Origin of the sequence: Peribacillus sp. NPDC096448 (assembly GCF_044762675.1) — a bacterium.
In the GTDB taxonomy this organism is placed as follows: Bacteria; Bacillota; Bacilli; order Bacillales; family DSM-1321; genus Peribacillus; species Peribacillus frigoritolerans_B.
This window is the reverse complement of record NZ_JBIWEU010000012.1, coordinates 36,372-60,347: the sequence shown is the minus strand read 5'-3', so window position 1 is coordinate 60,347 and position 23,976 is coordinate 36,372. Positions and strand designations below refer to the sequence as shown.

General features: G+C 42.0%; 19 protein-coding genes. 14 read left to right on the top strand and 5 right to left on the bottom strand.

Going from position 1 to position 23,976, the window contains the following annotated elements; translation table 11 throughout:
* Positions 1-46: 46 nt before the first annotated feature.
* From ACIQ0C_RS19635 to ACIQ0C_RS19615, 5 genes are all read left to right on the top strand, one after another.
* Entirely contained in the window at positions 47-772 is a 726-nt protein-coding gene (locus tag ACIQ0C_RS19635) for an ABC transporter ATP-binding protein (RefSeq protein ID WP_403063019.1), read from the top strand.
* Positions 769-1,785, top strand: a complete 1,017-nt coding sequence (locus ACIQ0C_RS19630) for an ABC transporter permease (protein ID WP_402840416.1) — start codon at positions 769-771, stop codon at positions 1,783-1,785. The genes ACIQ0C_RS19635 and ACIQ0C_RS19630 overlap by 4 nt, the downstream gene beginning before the upstream one ends.
* A 198-nt stretch (positions 1,786-1,983) precedes the next feature.
* Positions 1,984-2,592: a VanZ family protein gene (locus ACIQ0C_RS19625; RefSeq protein WP_403063016.1), complete on the top strand. Its 609-nt coding sequence runs from the start codon at positions 1,984-1,986 to the stop codon at positions 2,590-2,592.
* Between the two features lie 39 nt (positions 2,593-2,631).
* A complete protein-coding gene (locus ACIQ0C_RS19620) occupies positions 2,632-4,098 on the top strand; it encodes an aminoacyl-histidine dipeptidase (protein WP_403063013.1) in 1,467 nt (488 codons plus the stop codon).
* Between the two features lie 684 nt (positions 4,099-4,782).
* Positions 4,783-5,481 (top strand): GntR family transcriptional regulator, encoded by a 699-nt coding sequence (locus tag ACIQ0C_RS19615; RefSeq protein WP_403063010.1) that lies wholly within the window; start codon positions 4,783-4,785, stop codon positions 5,479-5,481.
* 72 nt (positions 5,482-5,553) lie between these two features.
* Here the strand turns inward: ACIQ0C_RS19615 and ACIQ0C_RS19610 are convergent, their stop codons facing one another.
* The gene (locus ACIQ0C_RS19610; RefSeq protein ID WP_403063007.1) at positions 5,554-6,141 is read right to left on the bottom strand and encodes a TetR/AcrR family transcriptional regulator; all 588 of its coding nucleotides are present in this window, start codon (positions 6,139-6,141) and stop codon (positions 5,554-5,556) included.
* A 153-nt stretch (positions 6,142-6,294) separates the two neighbouring features.
* Between ACIQ0C_RS19610 and ACIQ0C_RS19605 the strand changes: the two genes are divergently transcribed.
* Together ACIQ0C_RS19605 and ACIQ0C_RS19600 are read left to right on the top strand one after the other, a co-directional pair.
* Positions 6,295-7,212 carry an ABC transporter ATP-binding protein gene (locus ACIQ0C_RS19605; protein ID WP_403063004.1) on the top strand — a complete coding sequence of 306 codons (918 nt, stop codon included), beginning with the start codon at positions 6,295-6,297 and terminating at the stop codon, positions 7,210-7,212.
* Positions 7,212-8,816 carry an ABC transporter permease gene (locus ACIQ0C_RS19600; protein WP_403063001.1) on the top strand — a complete coding sequence of 535 codons (1,605 nt, stop codon included), beginning with the start codon at positions 7,212-7,214 and terminating at the stop codon, positions 8,814-8,816. Before ACIQ0C_RS19605 ends, ACIQ0C_RS19600 begins: the two co-directional genes overlap by 1 nt.
* A gap of 90 nt (positions 8,817-8,906) precedes the next feature.
* Here the strand turns inward: ACIQ0C_RS19600 and ACIQ0C_RS19595 are convergent, their stop codons facing one another.
* From ACIQ0C_RS19595 to ACIQ0C_RS19580, 4 genes are all read right to left on the bottom strand, one after another.
* A complete protein-coding gene (locus ACIQ0C_RS19595; protein WP_403062998.1) occupies positions 8,907-9,659 on the bottom strand; it encodes a sulfite exporter TauE/SafE family protein in 753 nt (250 codons plus the stop codon).
* A gap of 375 nt (positions 9,660-10,034) precedes the next feature.
* A complete protein-coding gene (locus ACIQ0C_RS19590) occupies positions 10,035-10,697 on the bottom strand; it encodes a methionine ABC transporter permease (protein WP_403062995.1) in 663 nt (220 codons plus the stop codon).
* Complete coding sequence (locus ACIQ0C_RS19585) at positions 10,690-11,448, bottom strand: methionine ABC transporter ATP-binding protein (RefSeq protein WP_403062992.1); 759 nt, start codon at positions 11,446-11,448, stop codon at positions 10,690-10,692. The genes ACIQ0C_RS19590 and ACIQ0C_RS19585 overlap by 8 nt, the downstream gene beginning before the upstream one ends.
* A 34-nt stretch (positions 11,449-11,482) precedes the next feature.
* Entirely contained in the window at positions 11,483-12,316 is an 834-nt protein-coding gene (locus ACIQ0C_RS19580; protein ID WP_402840386.1) for a MetQ/NlpA family ABC transporter substrate-binding protein, read from the bottom strand.
* 341 nt (positions 12,317-12,657) lie between these two features.
* Here ACIQ0C_RS19580 and ACIQ0C_RS19575 point away from each other — a divergent pair, with 341 nt between their 5' ends.
* The 7 genes from ACIQ0C_RS19575 (at position 12,658) to ACIQ0C_RS19545 (ending at position 23,975) form a co-directional block, all read left to right on the top strand.
* Positions 12,658-14,142 carry a 4-hydroxyphenylacetate 3-hydroxylase family protein gene (locus tag ACIQ0C_RS19575; RefSeq protein WP_403062988.1) on the top strand — a complete coding sequence of 495 codons (1,485 nt, stop codon included), beginning with the start codon at positions 12,658-12,660 and terminating at the stop codon, positions 14,140-14,142.
* Positions 14,090-15,526 (top strand): 4-hydroxyphenylacetate 3-hydroxylase family protein, encoded by a 1,437-nt coding sequence (locus ACIQ0C_RS19570; protein ID WP_403062985.1) that lies wholly within the window; start codon positions 14,090-14,092, stop codon positions 15,524-15,526. Before ACIQ0C_RS19575 ends, ACIQ0C_RS19570 begins: the two co-directional genes overlap by 53 nt.
* Before the next feature lie 12 nt (positions 15,527-15,538).
* Complete coding sequence (locus ACIQ0C_RS19565) at positions 15,539-16,594, top strand: LLM class flavin-dependent oxidoreductase (protein WP_403062982.1); 1,056 nt, start codon at positions 15,539-15,541, stop codon at positions 16,592-16,594.
* A gap of 34 nt (positions 16,595-16,628) precedes the next feature.
* The gene (locus ACIQ0C_RS19560) at positions 16,629-17,678 is read left to right on the top strand and encodes an LLM class flavin-dependent oxidoreductase (RefSeq protein WP_403062979.1); all 1,050 of its coding nucleotides are present in this window, start codon (positions 16,629-16,631) and stop codon (positions 17,676-17,678) included.
* 240 nt (positions 17,679-17,918) lie between these two features.
* Positions 17,919-19,331 (top strand): glycoside hydrolase family 18 protein, encoded by a 1,413-nt coding sequence (locus tag ACIQ0C_RS19555; RefSeq protein WP_403063272.1) that lies wholly within the window; start codon positions 17,919-17,921, stop codon positions 19,329-19,331.
* A gap of 241 nt (positions 19,332-19,572) precedes the next feature.
* On the top strand, positions 19,573-20,358 hold the full coding sequence (locus tag ACIQ0C_RS19550; protein WP_403062976.1) for a PhzF family phenazine biosynthesis protein: 786 nt from the start codon (positions 19,573-19,575) through the stop codon (positions 20,356-20,358).
* 806 nt (positions 20,359-21,164) lie between these two features.
* A complete protein-coding gene (locus ACIQ0C_RS19545) occupies positions 21,165-23,975 on the top strand; it encodes a bifunctional metallophosphatase/5'-nucleotidase (protein ID WP_403062973.1) in 2,811 nt (936 codons plus the stop codon).
* The last annotated feature ends 1 nt before the right edge of the window (position 23,976 follow it).

Here is a 23,976-nt window from a genome sequence, read left to right as displayed (position 1 = left end):
GATACACTCAACACCGTGTTAATTAAAGAGGGAGGATGTGTGTGCAATGGAAAATGCAATTTCCATTGAAGGGATTGCTAAGGGTTTTCAGCAGAAGAAGGTCATTCAGCCATTGAGCCTGAATATTGAAAAAAGCGGGATTTTTGGCTTGTTAGGCCCATCCGGATGCGGAAAGACGACCTTGATTAAAATGATTGTCGGATTGATTAAGCCCGATGCGGGTAAAGTTACGGTTCTGGATCAAGAAGTGCCAAATGAAGCACTGTTGCTGGATGTCGGCTATATGGCACAGTCCGATGCTTTATATACAGAACTGACGGGGGCTGAAAACCTTGAATTTTTTGCGAAGCTTTATCGTTTTTCGAAAAAGGAACGAAGGGAACGCATTCAATATGCAGCTGAAATCGTACAGTTGACGAGTGATTTGAACGTTCGGGTTGCCCATTATTCAGGGGGAATGAAACGCCGTCTGTCACTGGCGGTTGCACTCATCCAAAATCCGGAGATTCTCATTTTGGATGAACCGACAGTAGGGATAGACCCTTTGCTGAAACAATCGATTTGGCAGGAACTTGAGCGTTTAAGAAATGAAGATCATAAAACGATCATCATCACGACGCATGTCATGGATGAAGCGGAACGATGCGATAAATTGGCGATGCTGCGGGAAGGTGAAGTCATCGCGGCAGGAACCCCTGCAGCTTTAAAAGCACAATTTGCCGTGGAAACGCTTGATGATGTTTTTTTAAGGATTGGAGGCGGCCTAAAATGAGAATTGCCTCTCTTGTTACTCGTATTACACAGCAGATGCGCCGGGATCGAAGGACGCTCGCTTTATTTTTCCTAGCTCCATTGCTTATTTTAACGCTCATGTATTTTATTTTCGATACAGAAGCAAGTGATTTGAATATCGTTGTTACAGGCAGTGATGAAACGATCGTTAAAGCATTGAAAAAAGCGGATTTTCAAGTAACGGCTGCAGAGGAATTCTCACAGGAAAAGATGATTGAAAATGATACGGATGGCTGGCTGCATGTTGAAAATGGCAAAATGAAACTCACACTATTGAACGACGAACCGACCCGTGCAAAAGCCGTTCAAATGCAAATGATGCAAGGCTTTCAAGGGAATGAAAAAAACACTCCTTCAATTGAGGAGCAATATGTTTACGGAAATGCCAACACAAAGGGATTTGATACCTTCAGTCCGATGCTCGTCAGCTTTTTCGTTTTCTTCTTTGTATTTTTAATAGCGGGGATTGCGCTTTTGAAAGAGCGTACAAGTGGTACGTTGGAACGGCTGCTTGCCACCCCGATTAAAAGATACGAAATCGTAGCGGGCTATGTAATCGGATATGGCTTATTCGCTCTCGTTCAAACCATAATTGTCGTACTTTATGCTGTCAATGTATTGGATATCGTCCTTGTTGGCTCCATTTGGCTCGTTTTACTGACGAATATACTGGTCGCGCTCGTTGCATTATCGCTCGGTACATTACTATCGAGTTTCGCGACATCTGAATTCCAAATGGTACAATTCATTCCGCTGGTCATCGTGCCGCAAGTCTTCTTTACAGGGATTTTCCCATTAGATGGCATGGCAGATTGGCTCCAAAAAATCGGCAAGGCAATGCCTCTCTATTACGCATCGGATGCCATGAACGGCATTATGTACAAAGGGTTCACATTCAATGAGGTTTTACTGGATTTGTTCATTCTCCTGGCTTTTGCCGTCGTTTTTATCACCATCAATATCATTAGCTTAAAAAAATACCGTGCACTATGAAATCAACAACTTTTAAAAAAGAAGCCGGATTCCTGGAAAGTGAGGAACAGGCTTTTTTTGTTTTCTGGTTCGAATTTTGGTTGAAATTCGAATCAGAATTCCCATCGGTGTTAATGCAGTTTGTTGACTGGCTGTTAAAGTTGTCCTAGGATATAAGGATATGCAATGATTTGGAAAGAAATAGAAGGGGGGAGTTATATGTCCCTAAAATCGTTCATGCTTTCCCTTTTGCTGTCGCAAGCATTGTTTTTGTGCGGTTTGCCTTTATTCCTTCAGCTTCTACTATATTTGAATCCTTTAGTGATCTTGGTTGTCTGGTTTTGTATACTTCTTATCGTTTCGTTTGCGGTTCTTTATTATCGAGGTGAAACGGTCAGGGTTCCGCGCCTTTTATGGCAGGCAGCATTGTTTGGCTACACTTTATCATTATTGGTTTTGCTTTTCTTTCGGCCGGAAGGGCAGGTATATTCATATAATTTGATTCCTTTTTCTACGATTCTTTCATATTTATCGAACGAAATGAACGGGCTTGTGTCATTTTATAACCTTAGCGCCAATGTGGGGCTGTTCATTCCATTCGGTCTGTATTTGTTGTCCAGGGAAGGGGAAGGGCCTTCGGCTAAAAGGAAATTTATTTATCCATTACTCTCGATTTCGGGCATCGAAATCTGTCAGTTCGTTTTTCGGCGCGGAAGTTTGGATGTCGATGACCTGATCCTGAATATGATTGGTGTTTACCTGGGGTACATTCTGTATCCTTTTTTCAAGAAAGTCGCAGTGCTCCGTTCTGGAAAAGTGAAAGGATGATAGGCAGTACAAATATGTTAAATGAAAGGGTGTATTTCCATGTATAGCACGTTAGAAGAATTATCGAACCATCCGGTGTTTCATCATTTTGCAGCGATTTCCAAAATCCCGAGAGGATCGGCTAATGAAAAAGCGATCAGTGATTATCTGGTTCGCTTCGCCAAGGATAGGAACCTGGAGGTAATCCAGGATGAGGCGCTGAATGTGATTATTAAAAAGCCTGCCACAATTGGATATGAGAGTGCACCTACAGTCATTATCCAGGGGCATATGGATATGGTTTGTGAAAAGAACAAGGGAACGCTTCATGATTTTGAGAAAGATCCGCTTCAATTAAGGATTGTGGGAGATATGTTATATGCAACGGATACAACATTGGGGGCGGATAATGGAATTGCTGTTGCTTATGCTTTGGCATTATTGGATGCAAATGATATTCCGCATCCCTCTCTTGAAATAGTCATAACGACTGAAGAAGAAACGACAATGAACGGTGCACTTGCCGTGGATCCGGCTCACTTCAAAGGAAAAATGATGATCAATATCGATTCGGAAGAAGATGGGAAGCTTTTGGTCAGCTCTGCTGGAGGAATACGCGTGCGGCAGATCCTGCCAATCGGATGGGAACCGGCTTCCATTGTTGATGCTGTATCTTATAATATCAGGATTAAAGGGTTGAAGGGCGGACACTCCGGTATGTCCATCCATAAGGGAAGAGGGAACTCCAATAAACTTTTGGGCAGAGTATTGCATGAATTAACGACAGACTTCCCTTGCTGCATACAGCAAATGAACGGTGGCCTGAAAGGGAATGCAATCCCTCGTGAAGCGGAGGCGACTGTACTGATTTCTGTAGAAGATGTTCAGAAGATAACGGAGAGACTCCAGAAATGGGAGGATACTTTTAAAAATGAACTGCAATCTTCCGACCCTGAGATATCGATCAGGTTTGAAAAAATTGAAACGATTTCTTCAAACGTTTTTTCCAAAGAGACGGTGACTAAAGCCATTGCCTCCTTACTGGTGATCCCGCATGGCGTTCAAGGAATGAGCATGGGAATAGAAGGGTTAGTCGAAAGTTCGACGAATCTAGGGGTGGTTACAACAAATGAAGCGGAAATGATATTCGAAAGTGAAATCAGGAGTTCGGTCAAAAGCATCAAATATAATATGGTCACGCAGGCAAAGGCGATTGCCGACATGCTTGGGTGTGAGCTATTGGTTGACGCGGATTATCCGGAATGGCCCTATAATCCTGATTCGAAACTCAAGAAATTATTTGAAGAGACATACAAAGAAAAATATCATGAAGAAATTGAAATCATCGCTGTCCATGCAGGGATCGAATGTGGGGTATTCATAGATAAGATACCAGGGTTGGATACTGTTTCAATCGGACCGGATATGTTTTCCGTACATACACCTGAAGAACACTTAAGCATCCCTTCGACCATAAACAACTGGGAATATTTTGTTTACACATTAAAGCGGATGAAGGAGCTATAAACAACTACATGTCTGAGGAAACGGCAAAATGATATTCAATAGATTTGAAGACGTCCTATCGTTAATCGATAGGGTGTCTCTTTTTTAGTTGAAATGAGGATCAGCCCGAGGATATAAACATTACACTTTATTGTTTTGTACTTTTCTTGGCTAGCCATTTATTTTGCAGGAGTGTCACAATTTATTCAATCGATTGTCTTACAGTAAAAAGCCATAAAGTGTAACCTTGTCTTAATCAAGGTAGGGGATGAGACCATTCAGAACTTTTGTCGACAAAAGGAGTTCTATCTAAATGTAAAACAAAGTTGATTGGAACGGAAGGTGCGAGACTCCTGCGGGAAAAGCGCGTCCAAGAGAGAACCCGCAGGCGCAAAAGCGCCGAGGAGGCTCCCGGACCGCCCGCGGAAAGCGAGTGCCTGGAGTGGAAATCAACGTTCAAAAATCTTCAATCCAGTTGCGCCGAGGAGGCTTGGCAGGCAGTCGGCGGAAAGGGAGCGGATTTCTGAAATCAGCTGGAATGTTTTCTTGAAAAAACTATAGGCTTTTCTTCGGATTTGTCTGCAGTCTGAAAGAAACAGAGGTTTCTTTACAATCGTTATAAAATAAACTATTGTAAAGAAAACCTAGCATTCAGTCTTAATTATTGTTCTAAATCATTATGTATAGAGGAAGGTAAATGGAAATATGGGTGTAAAGTATAGAATGGTCGTAGAACAAATGGAGAAGGAAATATTAGAAGGAAAATATACATTAAATACTAAGTTACCTACTGAAGAAGAGTTGATGAAGAAGTTCGATGTCAGCAGGAATACCATTAGAAAAGCAATCAACATATTGGTTGAGCAGGGTTATATCTATCAAGTGCAAGGAAGCGGCATATTCCTAAGGGAATTTTCCAGACCGGGCTGCATTTCGATGAGGGATATGAGCGGCTTAACCAAAGTGTTTCCAAATGATGAAATGAAAAGTAAAGTATTGAAGTTAGAATTAATAGAAGCTGATGAAAAATTGGCCAAACAAATGAAATGCAATGTAAAAACCAAAATCTATAACCTCAAAAGGGTTAGATACTTAAATGGTGAACCCATTGTAATAGAAGAGTCCTTTTTCAATAAAGACATCATCCCCATCTTGAATAAAGAAATCGCAAATGGTTCCATTTATGATTATATAGTCGAGGATTTGAAGTTGAATATCGGGTTTGCAGATAAAATCATTTCGTGTGTAAAACTAAATGACGACGATGCCAAGCTTTTGGACTTGCAGCCAGGCGATCCGACTTTAATAGTTGAAAGTACGGTCTTTTTAAAAGCGGGAGCCGTTTTTGATCTATCAATCGAGAAATATAATTACACTTCAGCCAAATTATTAACATTGACTTAAAGAAAGCGGAAAATTCTTAAATAAGATTTTACGGTGTGAATTGGAAATGTCGATTCACACCGTTTTTTTAATTCATTTCTCTTTTTCCCCAACGATCCCATAAAACAAAATCTTCATAATATCCTCAGTCAAAGGCAGGATGCTTTGATAAACCTCCTCCCGTTGGATATATTCATTCATCGCTTTTATATAAAATAAAATCGCTTCATTGGATAAGTTCGGATTAACATATCCTTGTTCCTTCCCTTGGTTAAACAGATCAATAAAGCGTGGCAGGGCCTTTTCTATGTATATTTTTTCCATGTAATTGACTCCGGAAGTATATTCCCTCATTAAATATTGATAAAAATCTTCATGAATTTGTTTCGCAGTTTCATTCTTCGTGAACATCAGCTGCTTTATTTTTTCAGGGAAAGCAACGTTGCTGGTAAGAATCTGTTCAAATTCATCCAATGCCTTATTTGTATAATGAATAAAAACCTCATGAATCAAGTTATGTTTACTTTCGAAGTAATTATATATCGTTACTTGAGATACATTTGCTTTTTTGGCTATTTCCCCAATCGAAATCTTCTGTACACCATACTCCATGAATAAAGCTAAGGCAGCTTCTAATATATGCAATTTCTTTTGTTCCCTGCGTCGTTGAAATCCGTCCATTTGTTTCACCTCAACTTTAGTTTAATTAAAAATATGTAATAGAACAATAAAATAAGTTCATAAACTATTGTCAGGAAATCCCCTTTTGTATATTATGAACTAAATCGATTAAAATATTTCATATCCTTTCAATGAGGAAGAGGTGGATGAGGAATGTCCGTATTGAAAACAACGGATTTAACGAAAAAGTTTGGAAAGTTCAATGCTTTAAATGGTGTGAACATTGAAGTGAATAAAGGTGAGGTATTTGGGTTCATCGGTCCTAATGGTGCTGGAAAATCAACAACGATCCGTGTGCTGCTCGGGATTTTAAAAGCGACGGATGGGGAAGCGAAGATTTTTGGCAAGGATGCATGGAAAGATGCGGTTGAAATTCACAAGAGAATCGCATATGTTCCTGGAGATGTGAACCTATGGCCCAACTTAACAGGCGGGGAAGTTATTGATCTATTTGTTGAATTACGCGGGACGAACAATAAAAGCAGACGCGAAGAACTAATAAAAAAATTCGACTTGGATCCTTCTAAGAAATGTGGAACATATTCAAAGGGGAACAGGCAAAAGGTTGCTTTGATTGCTGCTTTCTCATCTGATGCCGACCTCTATATATTGGATGAACCAACATCAGGTCTAGATCCATTGATGGAAAGGGTTTTCCAGGAATGTGTGATGGAAGCGAAAAATGAAGGAAAAAGTATATTGCTTTCCAGTCACATTCTTTCTGAAGTGGAAAGGTTATGCGATAAAGTGGGCATCATTCGGCAAGGACAAATAATTGAAACGGGAACATTGGAGGAGTTACGTCATTTGACGAGAACGAGCTTGCTTGTCGAAACGAAGCAGCCTATTCCGGATTTAGGGAATGTAAATGGTGTTTGGGATATCGTGAAGAAAGACGAGGCACTTTCATTCCAAGTGGATACAGAGGAATTGGATAATGTCATGAAATATATAAGCCAGTTTGGAATTGTAAAATTGGAAAGTGCGCCGCCTACATTGGAAGATTTATTCATGAGCCATTATGAAGGTGTAAGGAAGACTTCTGATTCTGGGGCGGGAGGTGCGTTATAATGGCGAACCAGTCCTATCATAATACAGGGAGGCTCTCCCGATTCATCGTACGGCAAGATCGGATTCGGATTCCTGTTTGGATAATTTCCCTATCCGTCCTTACATTCTTGGTTGCAATGGCATTCACCGATCTGTATCCGACTGGGCTAGAAAGGCAAACCATTGCAGAAACGATGAAGAACCCTGCAATGACAGCGATGGTGGGGAAAGGGTACGGCCTGGATGACTATACAAACGGAGCGATGATGGCGCATCAAATGTTACTGTTAACCGCTATGGCCGTGGGAATAATGAGTATTTTACTTGTTACGCGCCATACACGCGCAGATGAAGAGGACGGCCGTATCGAAATGATCCGTTCTTTGCCAGCTGGACGGTCGGCGAATTTATATGCAACTATTTCCGTATCGTTTGGAACGAATGCATTGATCGCGCTAATAACGGGTTTCGGATTGTATGCTCTGGGAATTGAAAGCATGGATTTGGAAGGTTCCCTTATGTATGGAGCTGCTTTAGGGGCAACCGGTATATTCTTCTCGGCGATAACGGCATTATTTGCCCAGCTTACGGAGAGTGCTCGAGGTACGATTGGTTACTCCATCACTGTATTGCTTCTCTCCTATCTTATCCGGGCGGTAGGGGATGTCAGCAATGAAACACTTTCCTGGTTTTCACCATTGGGTTGGGTTTTAGGTTCAGAAGTATATGTGAATAATTATTGGTGGCCAATCATCCTTACGATCGGTGCGGCAATCATTTTGGTTGCCCTATCTCTATATTTGAATGCCATCCGTGATTTGGAAGCTGGATTCATTCCGGCTAAGCCCGGCAGGAAATATGCTTCATCGTTTTTAAAAAGTCCGCTTGGCCTCGCGCTAAGGCTTCAGCGTACAGGATTGATCGCCTGGGCAGCCGGGATGTTCATTTTAGGAGCATCTTACGGTTCCGTTTTAGGTGATTTAGAATCCTTTTTTTCAAAAAATGAAATGATGGCGGAACTAATGACGCCAGTTGAAGGCTATTCGCTGACAGAACAATTCTTGACAATGTTGATGTCGGTCATCTCCATGATATGCACCATTCCGCCTTTAATGGCGATGTTAAAACTTAAAGGGGAAGAAAAAAAGAATCATACTGAACATTTACTGAGCCGCGCCGTATCCCGTACAAGGCTTATGGGCAGCTATTTTATCATCTCCGTCATGGCCGGTTTTCTCATGCTTGCGCTTGCTGACATCGGTCTTTGGGCAGTCGGGAATTCAGTGATGGATGAAGGGATTGCTTTCGGCACTTTATTTAGTGCAGCAATGGTCTACCTGCCTGCGATGTGGATCATGATTGGCATCGCCGTACTGTTTATTGGCTTTGCACCAAAATTATCCGGCTTGACTTGGCTTTACTTGACATACTCAATCTTAGTCGTTTATTTAGGGGGGATGCTTCAATTCCCGGAATGGATGGGAAAACTAACACCATTTGGCCATATTCCGAAACTTCCTGTTGAAGATATGGATTACATGAAGGTATCAATGCTTTCAATCCTGGCTATCTTATTACTGGCAGCAGGCTTTATCGGATATAACAAACGGGATATCCGAGGTTGATGATTCGACTATGATTCTATTATTTTTGTAAATTGTCTTCAGACTAAAGCCTGATTTCTTTGTTTCAAAGAGAAATCAGGCTTTTATTGGTTATCGGTCATGGGGAATCAATAATAGTACACCTAGCGCAATGATGATAAAGAATAAATAGCTTTCGAATTTCTTCGCGGGAATTCGCTTATTCATGAAGATTCCGAGACCTGTCGCAAGTAATATGGCTGGAATGGAATAAGCGTAAAGAATAAGTGAATCGGCCGTCCATAGTCCGCCTAGCGCATGACCCGTCACGACCAGGATTCCGGATATAAGGAAATGGGCTTGTAATGTTCCGCGGAATCGATCTGGATTCCATCTTCGTAAAGTTCCATAGACGACGACAGGCACTCCGTTAAAGTTATAGGCGCTGCCAAGGACTCCCGCCGCAAAACCGAACGGCCATACCCAGCCCTTCGAGTTAAGTAATGGTTTATCCACAGCTTTAAAAAGTTTTTGCTTTAGAAGAGAATATCCTCCATATGCAATCAAAAAAACACCGAGTGCAGAAGTAATGATCAAAGAAGGTGCGTAATGGAGCAAAGCGAGGCCGGCTGGTATGCCGATGACCGTTGAAGCCACCAGCCTGATTATTACCGAGCGTTCGATATGCCGCCATCCGCTAACGACGGTTAGTGAAGCGACGGTAAGACCTGCCAATCCAATCAGGGAAACTGATGTATTAAGCGGAATGTGAAGTAAGGCAAGCAGAGGCATGCTGACAATCGCTTCACCAAACCCGAACATGGTCCGCATCAAGGCGCCGATAAAGACTGCCGCCACCACCAATATGATGCTGCTGATCGTCATTATTCCACCTCCTGAAGCGAAAATTAACCCTTCTATAATCATACCATACCAATCTGGTTTTGGATTGAGGGAACTATGCTTTAAAACAGGTTATTCAAGGACCATAAGCCTATCTATGGAACGTTTGATATGTGTTTTGATGGTGAAAGTACAGGAGTGGTTTTTGGTTGGCTTAGGAGTCAGAAATGAGGCTGGAAAAGCGGGTATATATCTTGAGGTGTTGATTTATTTTGATGTGAGGGTTTTCTAACAGATTAATAGAGGTATCGAAGGATTGTATGTTACTGGCAATACTTTTTAAGGGAAGCATTTTTAATTTAAAGAAAAAGTCATAGCCTTTCATTGGATTCGAACCAAGAAAGGCTATGATTGCGTTCACCTTTTATCAAGTTTAGCAGATAGATAATTTCCGGCGAATTGGACGGATTGAACAATGATGATAAGAAGGAATACGGTTGTTATCATGATGTCAGTTTGAAAACGGTAGTATCCATAACGAATGGCCAAGTCGCCAATTCCCCCGCCTCCTACGACCCCGGCAATAGCTGAATAGGATATGAAAGAAACGGCAGTAACAGTGAGGCCTAACAGGAGACCGGAACGGGCTTCCAATAATAAAACTTTGCTAATGATCTGGAAGGGGGAACCGCCCATCGCAACAGCAGCCTCAATTGTTCCTTTTAGCACCTCACGCAAAGATTGTTCAACAAGCCGAGCTAAAAACGGAATGGCAGCTATCGATAGTGGGATGGAGGCGGCAAGCGGACCTACAGATGTTCCCAATAACGTTCGTGTAAATGGAATAAGAGCAATCAGTAAAATGATGAATGGGAATGAACGGACCGTGTTGATCATTGCATTTAAAACGTTATTTAAGATAGTCTGCTCGAGTAATTGTTCCTTTGAAGTCAAAAATGCAAGGAAACCAAGCGGGAGGCCTAATAAGATAGCTGCCAATATCGCTATCCCCACCATTAAAAATGTTTGGCCTACACCTAAGTAAATTTCAGGGAGTAAGGAAATGATATTATCAAACACTTACCTTCACCTCTTCAGATTCATGTTTTAATAGAATTTTACCGATTTTTGTTGTGGGTATGGTTCTATTGTCCGCTAAGTTCAATTCCTCCATGATTTTCCCATTTTCCATGACCGCTACCCTATTTGCTAACCTTCGAATTACATCCATTTCATGAGTCACGATCAGGATGGTTACACCATAGGTTTCGTTTATTTTTTTTAGATAGGCCAGGATGGATTGAGTGGTTTGTGGATCAAGTGAAGAGGTGGGCTCATCACAAAGCAACACATTTGGTTTTGTGCTTATGGCACGGGCAATCGCGACTCTTTGCTTTTGTCCGCCAGAGAGCTGAGCTGGATAATGATTTGCCTTATCAGATAAATCAACGATTTGCAGGGACTCGGCAATGATTTTGGCGCGTTCATGTTTTGGTACATTGGCAAGTTCCAATGCGAGGCTGACATTTCCTTGCACCGTTCGATTTGCCAAGAGGTTGAAATGCTGGAAAACCATCCCGATTTTGTTGCGTGCTTCCCGAAGCTGTTTGCCAGATAAATCACTAAGGATCGAATCATTTATCGCGATCGTACCTTCCGTAGGCTTTTCCAGCAGGTTGCCCATGCGCAGTAAAGTAGATTTACCTGCCCCGCTAAAACCGATGATCCCATATATTTCATTTTCCCTAATATCAAGATTTACATGGGAAACCGCAGTGAATAATTTGTTTTTGACAGAAAAGGTTTTACAAACATTAGTAAACTTTATCATTCTGAACCTCCGATCTGCATGCGTTATATATCTTTCATTTAAAATAATCAGGTCGGTGAAAACCTTCAAACTCTTTATTGCTTTCAATCGCTTTTTGAAAGTCAGGGGATTGGTAGGCGTCAATGATTTCCTTCACGAATTGCTTGTCTTTATCTTCGGTTCTTACCGCCACAAAATTTTGGTATTCAAATGGGGGATCTTCTAAATAGATGGCAGAAGATAATTTCCGGTCGGATACCAGGATGGTATACCCATTCGCTACCGCATAATCTACATCAGGCAAGATTCGAGGAACTTGAGCCTGTTCCACCTCAACAAATGAAAATTTCACCTTTTGCTCCACGATATCTTTTTTGGATACAGTCAGGGGATCGTATCCCTTTTTTAATTGAAGCCAGCCAATTTGTTCAAGCATTCTTAATGCTCGTGCCACGTTAGCGGGGTCATTGGGGATTGCCACTTTTTGCCCCTCCTTCAATTCATCCTTGCTTCCATGTATGTCTGAATATAATCCCATGGGTGCTGTAGGGACTTTAATGGTTTCGGTAAGTTCCAGTTTGTTTTCATTGATGAAATTCTTGAAAAATGCAGTATGCTGAAATACATTAACATCGATTGAGCCTTCCGCTAAGGCAAAGTTTGGTTGGTTCGGGTCACTGATTTCCACATACTTAACGGTGTATCCTTTATTTTTCAGGTAGGGTTCTATTCCTTTTTTCACTTGGTCACTATAAGGGCCTGGAGTGAAGCCGAAAATAATTTCTTTCTTATCTTCACTCGCGGCTTTTTCACTGCCGCTGCTGGTGCAAGCTGAAAGCAACATGACGAATAATAGGGACATGATGATAAACAAAAATGAATTTCTCATCTGGAATTCCTCTTTTCTTTTTTATGGGTCCATTCTTTTTTTGGGAATAAAAAAAAGCATGAACAAGGTTTGTTCATGCCGCCGGTTATCCGGTAGGCCTTCATAGTATAGTTTTCCAATTGGAATAATTAAACTATAACAAGATTGCTGATTATTTATCAAGTATTATTTTTACTGGTTATTTTTGGGTGATTAGTTAAATCATACTTGACCAATTAATTTTATCGGATTATGATAGTAAACATAAAAAAATAGCTTATCGGACAACCGAGAGCCCTTGTTAGGAGTCAGTTCCATACTCCTTCAAGGGCTTTTGTATTATCCAAGGGGGGTATTGCTTAATGAAGGTCAATAAAAGAAGACGGCTAGCCGAAAGTTTGAAAGATGGAAGAAATGTTTGGCTTGATGGAAAGAAAATAGACGATCTATATGCCCATCATGCTTTCACAGGCACCTTGGACACATTAACACATTTGTTGGATATGCTGGATTCGCCTGAGGAACAAAAGATTGTCGGATATGAAAGTCCAAAAACAAAGGAATTTGTTCACAAATCTTTTCTTATCCCCAAAGATATGGAAGAGCTGATTTCAAGAAGAAAGGCCTTTGAATTATGGTCGCGGAAAACTTATGGAGTGATGAGCCGATTATCTGACTATGCGAATTCGCTGGTTACAGGCTACTACATTGATAGGGATTTCTTTAACCAATATGATTCAGGATTTTCCAAGAAAATCACGGAATACTATGAACAGGCCAGGGATGAACGACGTATTGTGATTCAGGCCATACTTGATCCTCAGATCGATAGGTCAAAGCCAGGTGATGAACAGGAAGATGCTTTATTGAAAGTCATAAAGGAAACGGAGGAAGGAATCGTCGTTAGAGGTGCGAAAATGATTGCTACCGCTTCCCCGTATGCTCACGATGTCATCATCATGCCGCATCAGAAACTGTCTTCTGATAAAACAGAACAAGCAAATATGTGCATTATCCCTTTGAATCTTCCCGGCCTGCAAATTGTCTGTCGTGAATCATTCGCCTCAAGAGATCAAAGGAAACATCCATTAAGTGCGCAATTTGATGAAATGGACGCTGTTTTATTATTTGATGATGTGTTGATTCCTTGGGAACGTGTATTTATAAGGGGATCCGTAGAAGGGGTGTTTGAGGCGCAGCGGCACCAGCAATTAAACTGTCTCGCCCATCATCAAACGGTTGTCCGATTGCTGACGAAACTTCAATTCGTTGCAGGGGTGGCTACTGCCATCGCTCAATCGATCGGTGTCGATCAATTCTTACAAGTGAAGGAGAAGCTTGGTGAACTATATACCCAAATCGATAGTATAGAGGCGTTGCTTATTGTCTCGGAGATTCAAGGATCACTAAACGAAAAGGGTGTTTATCTACCTGCTCTCGTACCCTTGCAAACCGCGCGAAATCTTGGAACCCGCCATTATCCAAGAGCGATCGAGATTTTAAAACAAATCGGGGCAGGCGGTTTTATCCAGCTCCCTTCTACAACGATAGAGGACAGCAACGAACTCATTCCATTATTAGAAAAGTATTTTAGAGGAGCGAATGTCGATGCCGTCACTAAAACGTCTTTATTTCAAGTAGGATGGGAACTGATAGGGAGCACACTGGGATCAAGGCATGATCTGTATGAAAGGCTGTATACCGGGGATCCCATTCGAACCTTTGCCATGCAGTATGAAACCTATGATAAAGAGCCATTAAAACGAAGACTCCACCATTTTTTGGAGGAGGTAAATGGAAAGGGGAATTGTGATGATCGAAAACAATCGGTATCTTCAACGACTTAATGATGGGAGAAATATCTGGTTAGATGGAGATATCATCAAGAACGTAGGGGAACATCCTGCATTTAAAGGTACGGTCCATACGATTCAGTCCTTGCTGGATTTACAAACAAAAACAGGCAGTAAATCCTTGCTGACATACAAGACGGAGGAAGGGCTTGATGCGAACCTGTCATTCTTCGTTCCAAGAACACATAAGGATCTGGAAAAAAAACGTTTGGCGTATCAGCATTGGGCCGATCAGACTTTTGGAGTCATGAGCCGTCTATCTGAATATTCCCGTTCCATAATTACTGGCTGGTTCGCAAACCGCTCAGAATATGAAGATGCACATCCAGGTTTTTCAGAGAAAATAGAAAGCTATTACTATCAATCCCGTAATCTTGATTTATTGTCAACAGTTGCAGGGCATGATCCACAAAAGGATCGTTCAAAAACATTAGTGGGAAAGAAACCGGGAATTTTACATATCAGCCGTAAAAATCGTGAAGGAATCTATGTTCGCGGTGCGAAAATGATTGCGACAGCTGCTCCATATGTTGATGAAATTTTAATTTTTTCCTATCACAAGAGAGAGGAAAATGAACGTGAATTCGCAAATGTTTTCTTTGTTCCTGTCAATGCCAAAGGTTTGCATATCGTTTGCAGGGAGTCGTTTTCTGATGAACGAGAGGAGGATCATCCGCTAAGTGCACGTTTTGACGAAATGGATGCCGTCTTGATTTTTGATGATGTATTCATCCCTTGGGAGCGGGTGCTTGTTCAAGAGGATCCTGAATTTGCATGGATGCTTCGTTGTGATGCCCCTTCATCAATGCTTAGCCAGCATCAAACTGTAGTGAGGCTTGTCAGCAAACTGGAAAGTGTTGCAGCAATCGGAAATGAATTAGCGGAAACGGCTGGTGCTACACAATTTTTACATGTGAAAGAGAAGCTTGCAGAATTGATCATCCAGCTTGAAACCATTAAGGCATTACTGCTCGCTTCGGAATATAAAGCGAAAATGCATAATGGCATAATGCTTCCTGATCAAGATTTTTTAACGTCAGCCAGAAATCTGGGAACGAGATTCTACCCAAGGGCATTGGAAATCATCCAGCAAATTGGTGCAGGAGGACTGTTACAGGTCCCATCCAGCTTGAAAGAATTGGAAGGACCCATAGGTCCTTTGTTAAAAGAGTATTACCAGGGTACAGGGACATCTGCCGAGGATAGGACCCGATTAATTAAATTGTCGTGGGATTTATTAGGGAGTCCGCTTGCATCACGGCATGAATTATATGAACGATTTTATTCCGGTGATCCTGTCAGAACATATGCTGCACAGTACACAAATTATAAAAAAAAGCAGAATCTCGTAGATTATGCTTATGAGATTTTAAAATAAGGAGGTTTTATAATGTCTGTGCATTTTTACTGGTATGTGCCTACAAATGGCGATGGAGAATACTTAGGACTAAACGAGCCGCAGAGGAAACCCACTTTGGATTATATAGTGAATGTTGCTAAAGCGGCAGAAGAGGCTGGTTTTGAAGGGGTTTTGATTCCAACAGGCATCCCTTACCTGGATTCATGGATAGTGGGCTCGGCAATCATTCATCATACAAGAACGATCAAGCCATTGATTGCCTTTCGCCCAGGATTCATTGCTCCTACGGTTGCCGCAAAAATGGCCGCGACCCTTGACCAATTCTCGGAAGGGCGAATGCTTGTCAATGTAGTTACTGGAGGTTCGGCAAAAGAATTGGGGCAGGATGGTGACTTCCTTGAGCATAATGAGCGATATGCCAGAACAGGTGAATTCCTTGATGTGGTACAAAAATCATGGACGGAAGAAAAAGTGAATCATATAGGAGACTATTTCACGGTCAGCGATGGAGTATTGAATCCAAGTATCCATCAAAGTCCGAATATTCCGATTTATTTCGGAGGCTCATCCGATGCAGCAAAGGAAATTGCAGCGAAATCTGCCGATGTTTATTTGCAATGGGGAGAACCAGCGGAGCAAATTGAACAACAAATCAATGATGTCAAACACAGGGCCAGGAAGTATGGAAGGCATTTGGAATATGGTGTCAGGATTCATGTGATTGTTCGGGACGAGGAGAATGAGGCATGGGAAGCAGCGAGGAAAATAATAAGTAGGGCAGGCAGGGAATCTTTGGAAAACATGAGTCATTACTATGAAACGACGGATTCGGTGGCTCAAAAGCGGATGAATGAATTAACGAAGAACAAGGAACGTTTTGGAAGGTATGGTTGGTCGGGAATCGGGAAAATCAGAAAAGGAGCAGGTACAGCCATTGTAGGCACTCCTGAACAAGTGAGGGAAGGCCTGCAAGAATATATCGATATTGGCGTCAAGCATTTTATCCTATCAGGTTTTCCACACTTGGAAGAAGCAGAAAGATTTGGGAGAACGGTGCGGCCATTATTTGGAGAAAAGGTTTTATGAGCAGGAAGATCCTGAAAACTAAGGGGAGAAGGATATGAAATTTTCAATCTGGGGAGCTAATTTATCCGGTGGTTTCTTACGGGCAAACGTAGAACAAAATACGGATGGAAGTATGGAATACAATCGTAAACTTGCAAAAATGGCAGACCAGCTACAAGTTGACTCCATCCTTTATGCAATTCGCTATGTTGGCAGTATTGGAGGTAGCTCGGCGGATAGAGGGCAACTGGATCCTTTATCGGTTATTACTGCTTTGGCAGGGGATACCGAAAACATTCATTTCATTGCTGCGGTTTTACCGGGTTTCATTCATCCTGCAACCCTCGCTAAAGTAGGTTCGAGCATCGATATTATCTCAAAAGGGAGATTTCACATTAATTTGGTCAGCGGCTGGTTTAAAGAAGAACAAGAAATGTTCGGGATAGAATGGATTAAGCACGAAGAGCGATATAAACGTTCAAGGGAATACCTGGAGGTTTTAAAGGGATTGTGGACGACCGATCATTTTTCTTATCAAGGAGACTATTATCAAATCAATAATGCTATATTGGCACCGAAACCTATTCAAAAACCATATCCACCAATCTATCAAGGCGGGAATTCACAGGATTCCCAAGAAATGGCGGGTGAATTATCCGACTATTACTTTATGAATGGGGCTTCCATAGTAGAGTTGAAAGAACAAATGGAATATGTGAAGGCTGCAGCACGAAAGCATGGTCGTGAAGTGAAATTTGCCGTCAATGCTTTTGTCATTGCCAGAAAAACGGAAGAGGAGGCAAAAAGCGAATATCAGTATATTATCGAACGCGCAGACGATACGGCAATAGCACAGTTTAAAAACCGTAAAGATACAAAAGGAATGTGGAAAAATGCGTCTTCAATTAGTGATTTTGTAGCAAATAATGAGGGATTCAGGACAGGGCTAATCGGCAGTTACGAATCGGTTGCGATCAAAATCCAGGAACTTAAAGCGATCGGAATCGATAAGATCCTATTAACCTTTCGAAATGCACTACAAGAATTACCGGACTTTTATAAAAACGTAAACAATCGTTTGGAATCAGAGTTCATAAAGAAATAAATATGGACAAGGATTGTTGGGGCTTAATCGAGGACGCAATATGGAACTTTGGGTGAATGGTAAAACACTGAAATACGAAGGACCGCCATATGGTGGTCTTTTTCATTTTTTCCTCTACTGTAATCACTCCCTTGGTTTTCTCAATAAAGATTACTGGAATGTTGAACGCAAAAAATCATATTAGGGCTATCTAGGGAATAAAATGAAGGGAATATTTTGAAGGAAAGTGGGGCAGTGCATGTGAAAATCCATGTAGTGAATAGGGGGGATTCTTTGTGGGGAATTTCCCAGCAATATGGTGTCAGTACCAACCGGATTGTTCGGATCAATGGCCTTGAAAATCCAGATAAGCTGGTGATTGGCCTAGCTCTTTTGATTCCCGAACCTTATCTTCAGTACAGGGTTCAGCAAGGGGATACTCTAGAAAAAATCTCAAATCAGTTTGGAACTGCGGTACAGGAAATCATGCAATCGAATCGCATCACAAATCCTTCTACTATCTATCCAGGGCAGAGACTAACCATTCCGGTTATTTATCATACCGTAAGGGAACGAGATACCCTTTATGATATAGCAAGACGTTATGGAACGACAGTTCAAGCCATTATGCAGATGAATCGGATTACAGATCCGTCCAATATTCATATCGGTAGGGTAATGAGGATTCCCCAGAAACCAAAACCCATCATTGAAGTAAATGGTTTTACAAACGTTTACGGGCAAGCAGGTGCGCAGCAGGTACGTGAAGTAGCCTACGATTTGACCTACGTAAGTCCATTTGGTTATAGAATGAGGCAAGATGGCAGCTTAGAAGTCATAGATGATACCCCGACGATACGGGCGGCACAGTCAACTGGCGTCATACCCATGATGTGCATAACGAATTTTTCCGCGACGGAAGCGGGAACACAGCTTGCACATACGATACTTTCCGATTTAAGTTTAGTGGAAAAAATATTAACCAACGTCATAAAAACGATGAAAAACAAAGGGTACCGTGGATTGAATATCGACTTTGAAAGTGTAGCACCAGAGGACCGTGATTTCTATAATCGCTTTCTCCAAAGAGCAGTGGATCGATTGCGTCCTGAGGGTTACTTTGTGTCATCCTCCCTTGCCCCAAAAACTAGCGCCAGCCAAAAGGGATTATTAGTTGAAGCACATGATTATCCAGTTCACGGACGACTGCTCGATTTCGTAGTGCTGATGACATATGAATGGGGTTATCGAAAGGGGCCGCCACAGGCAATCTCTCCCATTAATGAAATAAAGCGTGTCCTTGACTATGCCGTAACGGCGATACCAACAAATAAAATCTTCATAGGATTTCAAATTTATGCACGGGACTGGCTCATTCCTCATGAAGAGGGCCAGGAAGCAGAGACTTTCGACATGCAGGAAGCCATCAGACGCGCCGTCCAATATAATGTAGAAATAAAATATGATGAGACAGCCCAATCACCGTATTATAGGTACAAAGATAATCAGGGACGCACACATGAAGTTTGGTTTGAGGACGCACGCAGTGCTAAAGCTAAATTCGATCTGGTGAAGAGTTACAGGTCAAGGGGCCTCAGTTATTGGGTACTTGGTTATCCTTTTCCCCAGAATTGGGAATTGCTTGGGGATACATTCATTGTACGGAAACTGTAGGGTGGTTTGTTACAGCAAGGTGGATCACACATAATTAATATAGTGATGGGCAGCTTTTTTTATAAAGCTGTCTATTTTAGTGACTTCGAAATGCACTACAAGAATTACAGGTTTTTTTAACAACGAGGACGCCATATGTGTTCTTTTTCATTTTAATGAGAACTCTTCATTCAAAAAAGGAAAAGGGCTCCTCATTGTGGAATTAGGAGACTAGAATATTACTTATCCGGAGGAACATTTAATGGAATTAACCATCATTAATACGTTTACAGATCAACCTTTTAAAGGAAACCCTGCAGCTGTCTGCCTTCTTACCGGGGAAAGTGACAGCGAGTGGATGCAGCGAATGGCAAAAGAGATTAATATGCCTGTCACTGCGTTCATTCACCTTCATAAAGCTGAATGGCAGCTGCGTTGGTTCACACCGTCCATTGAAATACCGATTTGTGGACATGGGACGCTGGCAAGCTCTTTCTTTTTGTGGGGTAAAGGATACGTGCCAAGGGATCGACCGATTGTCTATCAGACGAAAAGTGGGCTTCTCACAGCAAGATTCGTTCATGGAATGGTTCAATTGGAGTTCCCGCCATTAATCGAGCAGGAGACCGCTGTCCCTGAATCACTGATAAAAGCTTTAGGTGTTGTGCCTGCGTATGTTGGACAAAGCAAATGGGATTATCTAGTCGAAGTTCAATCAGAGGAAATCGTAAGGAATATGAAGCCGGATATAGGTTCCATTGCCCAATTGCCGATTCGGGGTGTCATTGTAACGAGTCGATCGGATAGCGGTGAATATGATTTCGTTTCACGTTTCTTTTCCCCTGCCCAAGGCCTTGACGAAGATCATGTAACCGGCTCGGCCCATTGTTGCCTTGGACCATATTGGAAAAGAAAGTTGGACAAAAGTAGTTTTATAGCCTATCAGGCATCGGAAAGAGGAGGACTATTGAAGGTTGAAGTAACGGAAGACACAGTTAAACTTTCCGGACATGCCGTGACAATATTCGAAGGGAGCTTAAACATTTAATCCAAGGGTTTGGGGGGGTTCGAACGTTCATTTCCATTCCAGGCCCGCTTTTTGCGGCGGTCCGCCCTCGGCGCTTTTGCGCCTGTGGGATCCTCCCTTGGACTCGTTTCCCCGCAGGAGTCTCGCGCCTTCCGTTCCAATCACTGGATTGTTTTTTAAAGAAAAACTGTGGTCTAGTCTCATCCCTAACCTTGATTAAGAAATGGTTACACTTTGGGTTTTTTATTGTTTTATGAAACTCTCATTGGATTGAAGAAATTTGCGACACTCCTGCCGAATAACTGGCTAGCCGAGACCCCACAGACGCTTGAGTCGAGGAGGCTTGGCAGCCAGTCGGCGGAAAGGGAGCGGGTTTCTGAAATTAGCTGGAACGTTCTTTCAAAAAACTTCAGGCAATCTCGCTATTCTTCGAATTTGTCTACTGTCTCAGAGAGAGTTAACTCTCTCTTTTTTCGTTTTTGGTTAATTTAGGTATAAAGACCAAGGGTGACTCCGAATGAAACTGATGCTATTTTACCATTAAATCATTTTGTTGATATAACATCTATCTTCTACTAGGTATTTTAGGGTGATTATAATCATAATATTCTGTTAATATTCGATGTTGTATTGTAAATTTGTTTTAAAATTGGATTATTTTGTTGTAATATAGGAGATACACGGATCTTTAGAGGAAAAAAGTAGGGTGGATTTGTGTATGGGTAAGTAAATTTGTCGGAATTCAATTTCTGGAAAAGTGTGCCAATTCTATCGATAAGTTAGCAGAATGTTATGTCAGTATAGAACTAATGGGGGGATTAACGATAATGGGGAAAAAGAAAATCGTAAAAATTGCATCAGCCACCATAATGGCTGCGACAACGATCGTAGCAGTAGCGCCGGCACCATCGGATGCTGCCACTAGCCTGAATAGTAAAATCAAAACGGCCAAGGCCGCCATCAAAAAACCATTCGACACCTATTTCTACACTTCTAAACTCGCTTCAGTGTCCACTGTTGAAAAACAAATCAAGTCTGCAAAACAAGCCAAAAAAGACATCAACTCTACCATTAAAAAATCAATGTTAAGCAAAAAAGAAAAAGATGCCAAATATAAAGAAATCGAAGCATATGATAAGTATATCACTCGTTCAGAAGGTTATGTAAAAGGATATAAAGCGGCTGAGAAAGCAAAAGCTGCACATGGCAAATCGATTGGCAACCTTACGAATTCAATACTTGCCAAGAAATCAATTGATATCAGGAATCAATACGAGGCACTGGATCAAGCCGTGAAAAAGGCAGATAAAGATATTAAAGATACGGTTTACGGTGCGAAAATCGAAAAGCTCCTATACGATAAATTCACTAAAGCGACCAAAACAGCTTTGAACGGTGACCTGAAAGTTCCATACTATTATGAAAAGGCTGCTTACTGGGTGAATAAGGGGGATTTAAAGACCGCGGACAAGCGGATGCAAACCGTTTCTTCGCAGTTGAAAAAGGTCAGCAAAACATCCAAGCTCGGAAAAGCCATACATGCCTATGTTAAAGAAGTGAAAGGTAAGTATGATGATGCGGTATATGCAGAAAAGAAAAAAGAAGTGGCAAAACGGGTCAATGCCTATGTAGCTCTTGCCAATGGGGAACTAAAAACAAAAGAACAAATAAACGCGGCTAAAAAGGCGAAAGCAGCCATTAATTTAAATGGAATCAAGGAGTCGGACCTAAAGGGGTTCCTTTCGGATATTGCATTGGCGGATAAGAAAGTCACTGCTGCTGAAGAAGCTTTGAAAAACCCTGCGAAGGCAATCACGCTTTCCTTGATGCATACGAATGACACGCATGCCCACTTGGACAATGTGGCCAAAAGGGTGACGGCTGTCAAGGAAGTGCGTAAGAGTAAGCCCCAAGCTCTTTTGGTTGATGCAGGTGACGTATTCTCGGGAACTCTCTATTTTAATGAATTCAAAGGGCAAGCGGATCTTCGCTTCATGAACTTAATGAAATATGACGTCATGACATTCGGGAATCATGAGTTTGATTTGGGTTCAAGCGCAGAAGGGCATCAAGCTTTGGCTGATTTCATTAAAGGGGCAAAGTTCCCGTTTGTCAGTTCGAATGTGGACTTCTCCAAAGATGATAAGTTTAAGGGACTTTTCTCAGACCTGATTTCAAGTAAGCCAGAGCAAGGGAAGGTATACAATGGCATCGTAAAACAAGTGGATGGCCAAAAGGTAGGGTTCTTCGGGCTTACAACTGAAGAGACGAAAGACATTTCAAGTCCAGGAAGTATAGAATTTGAAAACTATCTTGAAGAAGCCGAAAAAGCGGTCAAGGCGTTCAAAGGCATGGGTGTCAATAAGATAGTTGCCGTATCCCATATCGGTTACGATGACAATGCAGCCTATGACAATGATTTAACATTAGCTGCCAAGGTCAAGGGCATCGACGTGATTGTGGGCGGACATAGCCATACGCAGTTAGACGCACCCATTGTTGTCGATAAAGATGATAAAGGGAAAACCAAAGAGCCGACTGTCATCGTTCAAGGGTATCAATATAGCGACTATTTAGGAACGATCGATGTGGAATTCGATAAGAAAGGCAAGATTGTCGGACAAGCAGGTCAGCTGATTAAGCTTTCTGAAAAACAGGATGATGCTGAAGCGGCAAAAGTCCTTGAAACATACTCCTCTAAGATTAAGGAGCTGAAGGAAACGAAGACGGGGGCAACTGCTGTGAAGGCCTTGGAAACACCGCGTGATTCAGGAGATGCAACGAAGCCGAGCGTTCGCAAAAATGAAACGGAACTGGGTAATTTAATTACGGATGGAATGCTTAGTAAAGCGAAGGAATTCAATAAGGATACGGTCATAGCATTCCAAAATGGCGGGGGCATCCGCGCTGGCATCGATCAAGGCGAGATCACTTTAGGGGAAATCCTCACCGTTTTACCGTTTGGGAACACGTTAGCGACGATGAAGCTTACGGGTGCAGAAATCAAAGAAGCATTAGAGCACAGTGTAAGCCTCGCTCCTAAGGAAAATGGCGGCTTCCTGCATGTTTCCGGAATGAAATTCAGTTACGACAGTTCGAAGGAAGCAGGCAATCGTGTGACAAAGGTTGAAGTCCTTGGACTAGATGGAATATATTCCGAATTGGATGCAGCGAAGGAATATGTCGTGGCGACCAATGCTTTTACAGCCAAGGGCGGAGATGGATTCACCGTTTTCAAGAAGGCTTATGAAGAAGGAAGAGTGACGGATATCGGACTCGCTGATTGGGAGAATTTACGGGATTATGTAAGCGGGCTGAAAACTGTCGATCCAAGCATCGAAGGACGCATCAAGGATGTGGCCGGAAGCAATACAGGCCCGACTGTTGTATTGGCTAAAGACTTTGGCGGAACGGCTGATGCCCCAAAAACACATGAAGGTAATGTAGTTGTGGATATCACGGATATTGCTTCATTGGAAAATGCAGTGGTCAAAGGGAATCTTACATTAACGGGAACTCCTCCGGATGATTTTACTTTTTCACAGGTTACGGTAGAGGGTGATTTGGATTTATCGGGACTTGACGGTAAGACCGTGAGCCTGAGCGGTGTCACCGTGAATGGCGAAACCATTCTTTAAG

What these genes read in the sequence shown, in the direction of transcription:
- ACIQ0C_RS19635 (WP_403063019.1), top strand. Translation starts at nt 47, where the DNA reads ATGGAAAATGCAATTTCCATTGAAGGGATTGCTAAGGGTTTTCAGCAG.
- ACIQ0C_RS19630 (WP_402840416.1), top strand. Translation starts at nt 769, where the DNA reads ATGAGAATTGCCTCTCTTGTTACTCGTATTACACAGCAGATGCGCCGG.
- ACIQ0C_RS19625 (WP_403063016.1), top strand. Translation starts at nt 1,984, where the DNA reads ATGTCCCTAAAATCGTTCATGCTTTCCCTTTTGCTGTCGCAAGCATTG.
- ACIQ0C_RS19620 (WP_403063013.1), top strand. Translation starts at nt 2,632, where the DNA reads ATGTATAGCACGTTAGAAGAATTATCGAACCATCCGGTGTTTCATCAT.
- ACIQ0C_RS19615 (WP_403063010.1), top strand. Translation starts at nt 4,783, where the DNA reads ATGGGTGTAAAGTATAGAATGGTCGTAGAACAAATGGAGAAGGAAATA.
- ACIQ0C_RS19610 (WP_403063007.1), bottom strand. Translation starts at nt 6,141, where the DNA reads ATGGACGGATTTCAACGACGCAGGGAACAAAAGAAATTGCATATATTA.
- ACIQ0C_RS19605 (WP_403063004.1), top strand. Translation starts at nt 6,295, where the DNA reads ATGTCCGTATTGAAAACAACGGATTTAACGAAAAAGTTTGGAAAGTTC.
- ACIQ0C_RS19600 (WP_403063001.1), top strand. Translation starts at nt 7,212, where the DNA reads ATGGCGAACCAGTCCTATCATAATACAGGGAGGCTCTCCCGATTCATC.
- ACIQ0C_RS19595 (WP_403062998.1), bottom strand. Translation starts at nt 9,659, where the DNA reads ATGACGATCAGCAGCATCATATTGGTGGTGGCGGCAGTCTTTATCGGC.
- ACIQ0C_RS19585 (WP_403062992.1), bottom strand. Translation starts at nt 11,448, where the DNA reads ATGATAAAGTTTACTAATGTTTGTAAAACCTTTTCTGTCAAAAACAAA.
- ACIQ0C_RS19580 (WP_402840386.1), bottom strand. Translation starts at nt 12,316, where the DNA reads ATGAGAAATTCATTTTTGTTTATCATCATGTCCCTATTATTCGTCATG.
- ACIQ0C_RS19575 (WP_403062988.1), top strand. Translation starts at nt 12,658, where the DNA reads ATGAAGGTCAATAAAAGAAGACGGCTAGCCGAAAGTTTGAAAGATGGA.
- ACIQ0C_RS19570 (WP_403062985.1), top strand. Translation starts at nt 14,090, where the DNA reads ATGGAAAGGGGAATTGTGATGATCGAAAACAATCGGTATCTTCAACGA.
- ACIQ0C_RS19565 (WP_403062982.1), top strand. Translation starts at nt 15,539, where the DNA reads ATGTCTGTGCATTTTTACTGGTATGTGCCTACAAATGGCGATGGAGAA.
- ACIQ0C_RS19560 (WP_403062979.1), top strand. Translation starts at nt 16,629, where the DNA reads ATGAAATTTTCAATCTGGGGAGCTAATTTATCCGGTGGTTTCTTACGG.
- ACIQ0C_RS19550 (WP_403062976.1), top strand. Translation starts at nt 19,573, where the DNA reads ATGGAATTAACCATCATTAATACGTTTACAGATCAACCTTTTAAAGGA.
- ACIQ0C_RS19545 (WP_403062973.1), top strand. Translation starts at nt 21,165, where the DNA reads ATGGGGAAAAAGAAAATCGTAAAAATTGCATCAGCCACCATAATGGCT.